Origin of the sequence: Amycolatopsis thermoflava N1165 (genome assembly GCF_000473265.1) — a bacterium.
GTDB classification, from domain to species: domain Bacteria; phylum Actinomycetota; class Actinomycetes; order Mycobacteriales; family Pseudonocardiaceae; genus Amycolatopsis_E; species Amycolatopsis_E thermoflava.
In genome coordinates, this window is record NZ_KI421511.1 from 130,241 (window position 1) to 140,705 (window position 10,465).

The 10,465-nt window shown below is 71.6% G+C and carries 14 protein-coding genes; 7 read left to right on the top strand and 7 right to left on the bottom strand.

Going from position 1 to position 10,465, the window contains the following annotated elements; genetic code table 11:
• The first annotated feature begins 6 nt into the window (after positions 1 to 6).
• Complete coding sequence (locus AMYTH_RS0100675) at positions 7 to 948, top strand: D-2-hydroxyacid dehydrogenase family protein (protein WP_027928673.1); 942 nt, start codon at positions 7 to 9, stop codon at positions 946 to 948.
• 39 nt (positions 949 to 987) lie between these two features.
• Here the strand turns inward: AMYTH_RS0100675 and AMYTH_RS0100680 are convergent, their stop codons facing one another.
• The 6 genes from AMYTH_RS0100680 to AMYTH_RS0100710 form a co-directional block, all read right to left on the bottom strand.
• Complete coding sequence (locus AMYTH_RS0100680) at positions 988 to 1,809, bottom strand: S1 family peptidase (RefSeq protein ID WP_027928674.1); 822 nt, start codon at positions 1,807 to 1,809, stop codon at positions 988 to 990.
• 2 nt (positions 1,810 to 1,811) lie between these two features.
• Complete coding sequence (locus tag AMYTH_RS0100685) at positions 1,812 to 2,507, bottom strand: S1 family peptidase (RefSeq protein ID WP_027928675.1); 696 nt, start codon at positions 2,505 to 2,507, stop codon at positions 1,812 to 1,814.
• A 688-nt stretch (positions 2,508 to 3,195) separates the two neighbouring features.
• The gene (locus AMYTH_RS0100695) at positions 3,196 to 4,011 is read right to left on the bottom strand and encodes a serine hydrolase domain-containing protein (RefSeq protein WP_027928677.1); all 816 of its coding nucleotides are present in this window, start codon (positions 4,009 to 4,011) and stop codon (positions 3,196 to 3,198) included.
• Between the two features lie 52 nt (positions 4,012 to 4,063).
• Positions 4,064 to 4,330 (bottom strand): HPr family phosphocarrier protein, encoded by a 267-nt coding sequence (locus AMYTH_RS0100700; protein WP_027928678.1) that lies wholly within the window; start codon positions 4,328 to 4,330, stop codon positions 4,064 to 4,066.
• Positions 4,331 to 4,343: 13 nt separating this feature from the next.
• Positions 4,344 to 5,534 (bottom strand): PTS transporter subunit EIIC, encoded by a 1,191-nt coding sequence (locus AMYTH_RS0100705; RefSeq protein WP_051362447.1) that lies wholly within the window; start codon positions 5,532 to 5,534, stop codon positions 4,344 to 4,346.
• Positions 5,535 to 5,575: 41 nt separating this feature from the next.
• A complete protein-coding gene (locus AMYTH_RS0100710) occupies positions 5,576 to 6,343 on the bottom strand; it encodes a GntR family transcriptional regulator (RefSeq protein WP_017983096.1) in 768 nt (255 codons plus the stop codon).
• A 91-nt stretch (positions 6,344 to 6,434) separates the two neighbouring features.
• On the opposite strand from AMYTH_RS0100710, the gene AMYTH_RS0100715 reads away from it, so the two are divergent.
• Both AMYTH_RS0100715 and AMYTH_RS0100720 read left to right on the top strand, forming a co-directional pair.
• On the top strand, positions 6,435 to 6,743 hold the full coding sequence (locus AMYTH_RS0100715; protein WP_081617564.1) for a glucose PTS transporter subunit EIIB: 309 nt from the start codon (positions 6,435 to 6,437) through the stop codon (positions 6,741 to 6,743).
• On the top strand, positions 6,740 to 7,192 hold the full coding sequence (locus tag AMYTH_RS0100720; RefSeq protein ID WP_027928680.1) for a PTS sugar transporter subunit IIA: 453 nt from the start codon (positions 6,740 to 6,742) through the stop codon (positions 7,190 to 7,192). The genes AMYTH_RS0100715 and AMYTH_RS0100720 overlap by 4 nt, the downstream gene beginning before the upstream one ends.
• A 56-nt stretch (positions 7,193 to 7,248) precedes the next feature.
• On the opposite strand, the gene AMYTH_RS0100725 is transcribed toward AMYTH_RS0100720, so the two are convergent.
• Complete coding sequence (locus AMYTH_RS0100725; protein WP_027928681.1) at positions 7,249 to 7,695, bottom strand: Rieske (2Fe-2S) protein; 447 nt, start codon at positions 7,693 to 7,695, stop codon at positions 7,249 to 7,251.
• Positions 7,696 to 7,810: 115 nt separating this feature from the next.
• Between AMYTH_RS0100725 and AMYTH_RS0100730 the strand changes: the two genes are divergently transcribed.
• The 4 genes from AMYTH_RS0100730 (at position 7,811) to AMYTH_RS0100745 (ending at position 10,452) form a co-directional block, all read left to right on the top strand.
• Positions 7,811 to 8,200 (top strand): hypothetical protein, encoded by a 390-nt coding sequence (locus AMYTH_RS0100730; protein WP_027928682.1) that lies wholly within the window; start codon positions 7,811 to 7,813, stop codon positions 8,198 to 8,200.
• Positions 8,197 to 8,709, top strand: coding sequence for a sigma-70 family RNA polymerase sigma factor (locus AMYTH_RS0100735; protein ID WP_027928683.1), 513 nt, complete (start codon positions 8,197 to 8,199; stop codon positions 8,707 to 8,709). The genes AMYTH_RS0100730 and AMYTH_RS0100735 overlap by 4 nt, the downstream gene beginning before the upstream one ends.
• Entirely contained in the window at positions 8,706 to 9,338 is a 633-nt protein-coding gene (locus AMYTH_RS0100740) for an anti-sigma factor family protein (protein WP_027928684.1), read from the top strand. The genes AMYTH_RS0100735 and AMYTH_RS0100740 overlap by 4 nt, the downstream gene beginning before the upstream one ends.
• A gap of 643 nt (positions 9,339 to 9,981) precedes the next feature.
• Positions 9,982 to 10,452, top strand: coding sequence for a prepilin peptidase (locus tag AMYTH_RS0100745; protein ID WP_027928685.1), 471 nt, complete (start codon positions 9,982 to 9,984; stop codon positions 10,450 to 10,452).
• Positions 10,453 to 10,465: the final 13 nt, after the last annotated feature.

Below are 10,465 nucleotides of genomic sequence, written 5' to 3' on the forward strand. Positions count from 1 at the left end.
AGCACCATGAAGATCGTGGTGCTGGACGACTATCAGGACGTCGCGCGGAGCCTCGCGAACTGGGATTCGCTGGGAGCCGAGGTCGAGGTGATCACCTCGTACGTGGGCGACCACGACGAGCTGGTCCGGCGGCTGGCCGGCGCGGAGGTCGTCGTCGCGATGCGGGAGCGCACCCGGTTCACCGCCGAGGTGCTGGAGCGGCTGCCCGACCTCAAGCTCCTGGTGAGCACCGGGCGCCGGAACGCGGCCATCGACCTCAAGGCCACCGAGCGGCTGGGCATCACGGTCTGCGGCACCGGCTACCTGCCCCACCCGACGGCCGAGCACACCTGGGCGCTCGTCCTCGCCGCGCAGCGGCACCTGGAGACCGAGCTCGCCGCGATGCGGGACGGCGCGTGGCAGTCCACCGTGGGCATCGGGCTGCACGGCAAGACGCTCGGCCTGCTCGGGCTCGGCAACCTCGGCCAGCAGGTGGCGCGCATCGGTCAGGCGTTCGGCATGGAAACCATTGCCTGGAGCCAGAACCTGACCGCCGAGCGGGCCGCCGAGCACGGCGTCACCGCGGTGTCCAAAGAGGACCTGTTCGCCCGCGCGGACGTCCTGTCCGTGCACCTGGTGCTGTCCAAGCGCACCCGCGGTCTGGTCGGCGCGGCCGAGTTGGCCGCGATGAAGCCGGGCGCGTTGCTGGTGAACACCTCGCGCGGGCCGATCATCGACGAGCAGGCGCTGCTCGACGCGTTGCGGGAGCGCCGCATCCGTGCCGCGCTGGACGTCTACGACATCGAGCCGCTGCCTGCCGACCACCCGCTGCGGGCGATGCGCAACGCCACGCTGACCCCGCACCTCGGCTACGTCACGCGCGAGGTGTACGAGATCTTCTACCGCGACGCGGTCGAGGACATCGCCGCGTGGCGGGACGGGAACCCGGTCCGGGTCATGACGCTGTGACCGGGGGCGCCTCCCCGGGCGGGAGGCGCCCCCGGCGGCTCAGCGGACGATCGTGCCGCTGGAGCTGATCCGGTTGCTGATGTTGGCGGAGAAGGACTGCACCTCGGCGTAGACGCCCGGGTAGTCCGGCCGGGCGCAGCCTTCGCCCCAGCTCACGATGCCGACCTCGACCCACTCGCCCGCCGCGTTCTGCTTGACCATCGGGCCGCCCGAGTCGCCCTGGCAGGTGTCGGTGCCGCCCTCCGGGTAGCCGGCGCACAGTTCGTAGGCCGGCTGGAGGTCGCTGCCGTAGGACCGCTGGCAGGCGGAGTCGCTGACGTAGGGCACGGTCGCGTACTTGAGGTAGCGCGACTGGCCGCCACCCTCGACGGTGGCGCCCCAGCCCATGATCGTGAACGTGCCGCTGTTGAGGGAGGTGTCGCCCGGCGCGGCGAACTTCAGCGTCGGCGCCGAGGCCGCGGACGCCAGTTCGATCAGCGCCCAGTCCTGCGCGCCGGTGCTGGCGTACTGCGGGCTGCGGTAGACGTAGGTCGACTTGATCGACTGGCCCCCGCTCGCCTGCAGGTCCACCTTGCCGAGGGTGGCGGTGATGCTGGAGTTGGTGCCGGTCCGGCTGACGCAGTGCGCCGCGGTCAGGACGACGCGCGGTGCGACGAGCGCGCCGCCGCAGCCCATCGACAGTCGAACCATCCACGGGAACTGGCCCTGGGTGGCGTTGGTGCCGCCGACGACGAACGGGGTGACGGTGTCACCGGACGGCTGCGCGGCCTGCGCCGGGATCAGCGCGGCGGTGAGCGCGGTGGCGAACGCGGCGGTCGCGAGAATGGCGCGCCGGAGCGTTTTCCCGATTGATTTCCGCAATTTCAGACCCCCGCCGTCTGACTGATCCAGGACCGGTTCGCGGCGACGCTGCCGTAGATCTGCGAAGAACTGCCGTCCGCCATGGACGCCACACCCACCTGAACGCCGTTGGCCATTTGGGGGCCGCCGGAATCGCCCTTCCAGGCCACGCCGCTCACGCCGGTGGAGCAGATCGCGCGGCCGCCGTAGGCGTCGGTGCAGCTGCCGCCGATGCGGGTGTTGCGCACCGTCGCGGTCTTCAGCTGCTCGGATGCCGAGCCGTTGTAGCTGGTGCGGCCCCAGCCGTAGATGGAGTTGGTGCTGCTGACCGCCGGATCCGCGCTGGCCAGCCTGGCGTAGGTGGTGCTGACCGAGGTGCCGAGCTGGAGCAGAGCGAAGTCGGTGCTAGGGTTGGCGACCTGCCTGGTGACGGTCGCGGTGACGCCGCCGGAGGAGCGGTACACGCTGCCCACGCGCACGGTCATGCTCGAGCCGAGGCAATGCTTCGCGGTGAGCACCCACCGCGACGCGATGATGGTGCCCGAGCAGTTGAACTGACCGTTCACGAACACGGCCGCCGCCCACGGCGCGCTCGAGACGGTGCTGCCGCCGATGATGAACGGTTCGACGGCCGGTCCCGCGGCGACCGCGGGAGCGGCGCCGCCAACGGCTATCCCGGCCGCGGCGGTGATTGCGGATATCCACCGGAAAATGCGCATGACGAATAAACCTCCGCAGGGGTGAGGTATTCGCGCCCGACGATGTGCGCGACAGGCAGAAGTTAGCGCGCGGAGAACCCGACGAAAGTCGCCAATCCGGTGGCATCGGCGGAAAAACACCCCAGATGGCCTACGACGATCAGCCGCCCGCCCACGGCGGCAAACATCAACCGCAGCGCCAAACACGCCACCCGCAGCGGCAAAGTCGCCGTCCGCGGCGGCGAACTCGCCGTCCGCAGGGGCGAACTGGCGTCCCCAGCGGCCAACACATCACCCGCGTCGGCAACTCGCGCCCGGCAGCAAACACGCCGCGCCTGGCGGCAAACACGCCGCCCCGCCGCCAAACACAACACTCGCGGGGCAAACATCCCGCCTCCGGGCGGGCACTCGCTCGTCCCCGCGGCCAACACATCACCCGCGGCAGCCAACTTGCCGCCCGCAGCGGCGAACTCGCCGCCCGCAGCGGCGAACTCGCCACCCGCAGCGGCGAACTCGCCACCCGCAGCGGCGAACTCGCCACCCGCAGCGGCGAACTCGCCACCCGCAGCGGCGAACACCCCGCCCCGAGCGGCCAACACGCCGCGCGCGGCGGCGAACTCGCCGCCCCACCGGTGTGTTTGCCCTTCCGGGCAAGGTGATTGCCCTTCCGAGCAACGAAGTGCCCGTTGCGGCCCCCTGGGTGCGGGGGTCAGGCGCGGAGTTCAGCCAGCACGGCGTCGGTGAACGGGGGCCACGCCTCGATCGCCCACGGGCCGAAGTCCAGGTCCGTCAACACGACGCACGCGGCGCCCGCGTCCGGGTCCACCCACAGGAACGTGCCGGACTGCCCGAAGTGCCCGAAGGTCCGCGGCGAGCTGTCCGCACCCGTCCAGTGTGGACTCTTCGAGTCGCGGATTTCGAAGCCCAGCCCCCAGTCGTTGGGCTTCTGGTGCCCGAGCCCGGGCAGCACGCCGTTCAGCCCGGGGAACGCGACCGACGTGGCCGCGCGCAGGGTCGCCGGGTCGAGCAGCTTCGGCGCCTGCAACTCGGCCGCGAAGCGCACCAGGTCATCGACCGACGACACCCCGCCGGCGCCGGGGGAGCCCTCCAGCCGGGTCGACGTCATGCCCAACGGGGCCAGCACCGCCTCGGACAGGTACCCGGCGAACGGGATGCCCGAGTGCTCGGCCAGCGCGTCGCCGAGGACCTGGAAACCGGCGTTGGAGTACATGCGCCGCGTGCCCGGCTGGGCCATCACCCGGTCGGAGTCGAAGCCGAGGCCCGCGGTGTGCGCGAGCAGGTGCCGGATCGTCGAACCCTCCGGCCCGGCCGGCGTGTCCAGCTCGACCACGCCCTCCTCGACCGCGATCAGCGCCGCGTACGCGGTGAGCAGCTTGGTCACCGAGGCCAGCCGGAACGTGCGCCCGGTGTCGCCGTGGCTGCCCGCCACCGTTCCGTCCGCCCGCACCACGGCCGCCGCCGCGTGCGGGGCAGGCCACTGATCGATCCGCTCCAGGCTCCGCATACCGCAAAGCCTAAACGGCGGCTGTCCCGCGCCGGGGACAGCCGCCGTCGGATCAGGCGTCGAGGTCGCTGGCGACCAGTTCGGCGACCGCGTCGACCGCGGCCTCCGCGCCGTCGCCCTCGGCGGCGATGACCACCTCGTCACCGTGGCCGGCCGCCAGGGTCATCAGGCTGAGCAGGCTCCCGGCGGGCACCGGGTCGCCGCCGTCCTTGGCGATCGTCACCGGCACCGCCTGCGCGGCCGCGGTCTTCGCGACCAGTGCGGCGGGCCGGGCGTGCAGGCCCACCTTGCTGGCGACCGTCACACGTCGTTGCGGCATGTTCGACCTTCCCTCACTTGCTGGGCGTGGCGGCGTCGGCGGCCGGCTGCTCGGCGTCGTCCTCCCGGCCCGGCGTGCGCAGGTTCCACTTCGTGATCACCCACCGGAACAGGAAGTAGTAGATCATCGCGTACACCAGGCCGATCGGGATCAGCAGCCACGCCCGGTTCGCCGCGGGCGCCGACGAGTTGAGCGCGAAGTCGATGAACCCCGCCGAGAACGAGAACCCGAGGTGGATGTCCAGGGCGTTGCAGATGGCCAGTGACAGGCCGGTCAGCACCGCGTGGATCAGGTACAGCGGCCATGCGACGAACATGAACGCGAATTCGATCGGCTCGGTCACGCCGGTCAGGAACGAGGTGACCGCACCGGCGATCATGATGCCGCCGACGACCTTGCGCTGACCCGGCCGCGCCGTCTGCCAGATCGCCAGCGCGGCGGCGGGCAGCGCGAACATGAAGATCGGGAAGAAGCCGGTGGTGAACGCGCCGGCGTTGGAGTCGCCGTTGAAGAAGTTGGTGATGTCGCCGCCGTCGAAGATGAACCACACCGGCACGTTGATCAGCTGGTGCAGGCCGATCGGCAGCAGCAGGCGGTTGAGCAGGCCGTAGATCCCGCCGCCGGCGACGTCGTTGCCGGTCACCGCGTCACCGAGCCACTGCATCGCGTTGTCCACGGCCGGGAAGATCAGGCCGAACACGACACCGATCAGCAGCAGCACCACGGAGTTGATGATCGGCACGAACCGGCGGCCGCCGAAGAACGCCAGGTACGGCGGCAGCTTCACGCGGTGGAAACGCTGCCACAGCACGGCGGTGACCAGGCCGACCACGATGCCGCCCAGCACGCTGTAGGGCCACTTGATGGGCTGCAGGTACCAGCCCTCCTTGAAGCCCTCCAGGTCGCTGATCGGCGCGAACACCTGCACGACCTTGTTGAACACCACGAACCCGACGGCGGCGGCGACACCGGTGGAGCCGTCGCCCTTGCGCGCGAAGCCGACGGCGATGCCGACCGCGAACAGCAGCGGCAGCCAGTCGAACAGGCCACCGCCCGCCGCGGCGAGCACGGCGGCGACCTTGTCCCAGCCGAGACCGTCCTTGCCGAGCAGGTCGTCCTGCCCGAGACGGCTCAGCAGGCCTGCGGCGGGCAGGGTGGCGATGGGGAGCATGAGGCTGCGGCCGAAGCGCTGCAGCCCCGCCATCCCCCTCCCTTTGCCCTTGGTTCCATCTGCGACGGTGGCGCTCACGGGTTACCTCCGTGTTCGGCGGGGACTGTGCGATCGAGTTGCATGGACACCTCGTACCGGTCGCCCCGGTACCACGAGGTCATGTCCTCCACGGGGACTCCGGACGCGCTGGAGACCCGGCGGAAGACCAGGAGCGGGTCGCCGGCGCGGATGCCGAGCAGCCGCGCCGTCTCCCGGTCCGCCGCTTCCGACCACACCGTCTGGCGGGCGTGGTCCAAGCGGAGGTCGTAGCGCTGCGCGAGTTGCTCGTACAGCGAGGAGGTCAGGTCCAGATCCGGCAGCCCGGGCACGCGGCCGGGGTGGTACCAGCCGCGCTCGACGGCCAGCGGGGTGCCGTCCGCGCGGCGACGGCGCACCAGACGGTACGCCTGCTCACGCACGCCCAGCCCCAGCGCGCCCGCGGTCTCCGCGGGCGGGGTCTCCAGCGCGCAGTGCAGCAGCTCGGTGGCCGGCGTCAGCCCGCGGCGGCGCATGTCGTCGGTGAACGACATCAGGTACAGCTGCAGCTCCATGCGCCGGGTCGCGGTGAAGGTGCCCTTCCCGCGGGCCCTGGTGAGCAGGCCTTCCTCGACGAGCTTGCCGATCGCGGAGCGGACCGTCAGCCGGGACACCCGGTAGCGCTCGGCCAGCTCGCGCTCCGACGGGATCGGCGACCCCGGCGGCAGCTCGCGCTCGATCGAGCGCCGCAGGATCTCGCGCAGCTGCGCGTGTTTCGGCGTCGGCCCGTCCACCACGCGGTCGGCGGTGGTCGCGGTCTGCGCCATGCCACCTCCAGGTTTCGGGTTGGTTTCCGGGGTCGCACCGGCGGCCTGGAATTGGTACGTTCCGGTCTAGACCATTTCTTGATGGGGCAGAATGCTCCGCTACCCGGGCAGGTGTCAACCACCGTTACGGGTTCGTGTTCGGCAAGCAGAGAAGGAGGCCGCCGTGGCGGACGACAGGCCGGAAAAGATCCTCGCGGCACTGGGCGGCGCGGACAACGTCGTCGAGATCGAAGGCTGCATCACGCGGCTGCGGTGCGAGCTCGAGGACGGGTCGCTGGTGGACGAGGCCGCGCTGAAGGCGGCAGGCGCGCACGGCGTGATGAAGATGGGGTCGGTGGTGCAGGTCGTCGTCGGCCCGGAGGCGGACACGATCGCGAGCGACATCCAGGACCTGATGTGAGCGTGACCGTGCTGAGCCCGGTGCCGGGCCGGGTCACGCCCATGTCCGAGGTGCCGGACCCGGTGTTCGCGCAGTCGATGGTCGGCCCCGGGGTCGCGGTGCTGCCCGCGGGCGGGCGGCAGGACGCGCTCAGCCCGGTCGACGGGACGGTGGTGACGCTGCACCCGCACGCGTTCGTCGTCGCCACCGCGGGTGGTCAGGGCGTGCTGGTGCACCTGGGCATCGACACGGTGCAGCAGAAGGGCGAGGGTTTCACGCTGCACGTCGTCAAGGGCGAATCGGTGCGCGCCGGGCAGCCGCTGATCAGCTGGGACCCGGACGCGGTCGCCGCGGCGGGGTACTCACCGGTGGTGCCGGTGGTGGCGCTCGACGCGGACGCCGAGGCACTGTCCGGAGTGCTCACCGGCCGCCCCATCGACGCCGGCGAGCAGCTCTTCACCTGGGATTAGCGCCGCTCGCGCGCGGTCGGCGCTCTGCCGCCCGCGGGGTGGGCGGCGGCTGCCCCTTAGGCGGTCACGACGTTCTGGCCCTCGACCTTGACCGGGATGGGCGTGAGGCCGGTGTCCGCGGGGCCCTTCTCCAGCGCGCCGGTGAGGGTGTCGAACTGCGAGCCGTGCAGCGGGCACTTGATGGCGTCGCCCTCGGGAGCCACCGTCGCGCCCTGGTGCGGGCACACGGCGCTGAAGCAGGCGGCGGTGGTCTCGGTGGGCCGGGCCAGGATCGCGGGCTTGCCGTCGACCGTGACGGACTTCGCCTGGCCGACCGGGACGTCGTTCAGCGCCGCGACGGTGGTGCCGGACGGGGCGGCCGTGGCCGAGCCGGTGTTCTGGCTGCTTCCGGACGTGCCGCTGTCGCTGCCGCAGGCGGCCAGGACCACGGTGCCCGCGGCGGCGCCTGCCACGGCGACCCCGGTCGTCAGGACGGTGCGGCGGGTGGGTGAGTGAGCAGTCATGCCCCGTGACACGGTCGCGGCCCCCGCTCGGTTCAATCCGGCGGCCGATTGAACCCGATGGCGTTCCGCCCCGTGGTGAACGGGTGCAAGGATCGCCGGTGGAGGAGGTCGGGTCATGGTCGCGTGGCTGTTGCGGATCCTGGTGGTCCTCGGACTGCTCGGGTCGGCGTGGGTGCACTGGGACCTGTGGGCCAACGAGGGCTTCGACGAGATCGAGACGATCGGGCCGTTGTTCCTGGTCAACGTGGTCGCCGGGGTGGTCATCGCGGTGGCCGTGCTGTTCTGGCGCCACTGGCTGCCGGTGCTGGCCGCGATCGGGTTCGGCGCGGTCACCCTGGGCGCGTACCTGATTTCGCTGACACCCGGCGGGTTGTTCGGGGTGCGGGAGCAGTTCGCCACGTCCGCCGAGACGTGGGGGGTCGTCACGGAGGCCGGGTGCGTCGTGTTCGGGGTGGCGTTGCTGTTCGCGCAGCGGGTGCGGCGGAAGCAGGGCGTGCTCGCGTGACCGACGGCGCGGAAGACCAGTTGATGCGGGCGCTGCACGACGACCACGCGGCCGCGCTCTGGTCCTACGCGCTGCGGCTGACCGGCGGTGACCGGGCCCGCGCCGAGGACGTGGTGCAGGAGACGCTGCTGCGGGCGTGGAAGCACCCGCGGGTGCTGGACCAGACACAGGGCTCGGCGCGGGCGTGGCTGTTCACGGTGGCGCGGCGGATCGCGATCGACGACTGGCGGTCGGCCGCGCACCGCTCCGAGGTGACCACCGATTCGCCGCCCGAGCTGGTCACGCCGGACGACACCGACCGGGCGTTGCAGGGCTGGCTGGTGGCGGAGGCGTTGAAGGAGTTGTCCGCGGCGCACCGCGAGGTGCTGCTGCTGTGTTACTTCCAGGGCTTCTCGGTCGCCGACGCGGCCGCGCGGCTGGGGATTTCCGCCGGGACCGTGAAGTCCCGGACGCACTACGCGCTGCGGGCGTTGAAGCTCGCGCTGGAGGAGAAGGGGGTGACCCGGTGACCGAGCCCGACGAGTTCGTGACCTACGACGCGGCGTACGTGCTGGGCGCCCTGTCCCCGGAGGACCGTGCGGCATACGAGGAGCACCTGCGCGGCTGTGCGCAGTGTTCCGCGGCGGTGGCCGAACTGGCCGGCCTGCCTGGGCTGTTGTCGCAGGTGACGCCGGACATGGTCGAGGGGGAGCCGCCACCGGACCGGTTGTTGCCGGCGTTGCTGCGCGGAGTGCGCCGCGCCCGGCGGCGGCGGGTGCTGACGACGTTCGGGGTGGCGGTGGCCGCGGCGGCGGCGGTGCTGGCGGCGATGTTCGTGCCCCAGTCCGACGGCGGTGGCGGGACGGCCATGACCCCGCTGGGGGCGTACCCGGTCCAGGCGACGGCCGCGGTGGCGTCGGTGTCCGGCGGCGGCAGCCGGGTCGACATGTCGTGCAGCTACCGGGGCGCCTACGAGGGCGCGGGGTACCTGCTGGTGGCCATCCGGTCGGACGGAACGGAGGCCCCACTGGCGACGTGGAACGCCACCCCCGACCGGGACGCCCGCATCTCGGTCGGCACGGACCTGCCGCCGGAGGAGATCAAGGCGCTGGAGATCCGGACGACGAGCGGGGTGCCGCTGCTGCGGTGGCACCCGTGAGGGGAGTCAGGTGGTGCGCCACGCTCGCGGATCTCCATGCCTGTGCCTGACTCTCCCGTTGCGCGTCGATTCCTATCGTGTCTCGTAGCTCCCTGCCGCGCTTGAGGGTTCCGGCCCCCTGAAGGTTCCGTCGCGCTTGAATTCCACCCTGCCCCATTTTTTTCCGCACCTCAATTTACCGACACTCCTTGAATGTCCTGCTGCGCCTCCTTTCTTGCCGCGGCTCGGCTTCCTGTCGCACTTCAATCTCCCACGTCACGTTCCCAAATTCCAGCCGCAGCCTCAAATCTCTCACGTCAGGACATGTCGCCCCTGGGCGAGTGGGAACCTCGCGCGATGATGACCTGCCCTCTCATGCGGGCAAACATCCGCACGAGAGGGTCACTCGTGTCACCGCGCCTTATCCGGCCAGGCGAGTGGGCTTCTCGTGCGTTCGCGAGCGGGACGTCTCGTGTGCCACGAAATGACCACTCGCACAAAGGAAGCCGTGCGAGTGGGAATTTCGTGCGCGCCGTGATTTGGCATTTCGCCGCTTGCGGCGCAGTCTGGGTTCGTGAACTGGGGAATCGTGGCGGCGGTCGGCGCCGCCGGAACGACAGTGGGCGCCGGGACGGTGGGCCTGCTACGGAGAGCGGATGCTCCGGTGCCGGCCGTCGTGGTGGCGCTCGGCACCGGCGCGGCCTGGGCGGGGCTCGCCGTCCTGGCGCCCGCGTGGACGGCGTTCGTGCTGGCCGCGCTCGCCGTGCCGTTGATCGCGGCGGATCTGCGCCACCGGCGGCTGCCGGACGTGCTCACGCTGCCCGCGTACCCGCTCCTCGTCGCGGTGGCGCCGGATCCGGCGAAGGCCCTCGGAGCGGCCGCCGTGTTCGGGGGCGCGCACCTGGTGATCCACCTCGTCGCGCCGCACGCCATGGGCGCCGGTGACGTCAAGCTGGCAGGCGCCCTCGGCGCGGCGCTCGGCTCCGTGGGCTGGGCCGCGTTGCCGGTGGCAACCGTGCTGGCCGCGTTCGTCACAGCCGTCCTGGCCGCGACCCGCCGCTGGCGGAACGGGGTGCCGCACGGACCCGGCCTGCTGGCGGCGGCCACCGCGCTGGTCCTGATCCGCCCGGGATGAGCACGGGGGAGGC

Excerpts from the sequence above, each read along its gene's own strand:
- AMYTH_RS0100675 (WP_027928673.1), top strand. The coding sequence starts at position 7 with ATGAAGATCGTGGTGCTGGACGACTATCAGGACGTCGCGCGGAGCCTC.
- AMYTH_RS0100685 (WP_027928675.1), bottom strand. The coding sequence starts at position 2,507 with ATGCGCATTTTCCGGTGGATATCCGCAATCACCGCCGCGGCCGGGATA.
- AMYTH_RS0100695 (WP_027928677.1), bottom strand. The coding sequence starts at position 4,011 with ATGCGGAGCCTGGAGCGGATCGATCAGTGGCCTGCCCCGCACGCGGCG.
- AMYTH_RS0100700 (WP_027928678.1), bottom strand. The coding sequence starts at position 4,330 with ATGCCGCAACGACGTGTGACGGTCGCCAGCAAGGTGGGCCTGCACGCC.
- AMYTH_RS0100705 (WP_051362447.1), bottom strand. The coding sequence starts at position 5,534 with ATGGCGGGGCTGCAGCGCTTCGGCCGCAGCCTCATGCTCCCCATCGCC.
- AMYTH_RS0100710 (WP_017983096.1), bottom strand. The coding sequence starts at position 6,343 with ATGGCGCAGACCGCGACCACCGCCGACCGCGTGGTGGACGGGCCGACG.
- AMYTH_RS0100715 (WP_081617564.1), top strand. The coding sequence starts at position 6,435 with ATGCTCCGCTACCCGGGCAGGTGTCAACCACCGTTACGGGTTCGTGTT.
- AMYTH_RS0100725 (WP_027928681.1), bottom strand. The coding sequence starts at position 7,695 with ATGACTGCTCACTCACCCACCCGCCGCACCGTCCTGACGACCGGGGTC.
- AMYTH_RS0100730 (WP_027928682.1), top strand. The coding sequence starts at position 7,811 with ATGGTCGCGTGGCTGTTGCGGATCCTGGTGGTCCTCGGACTGCTCGGG.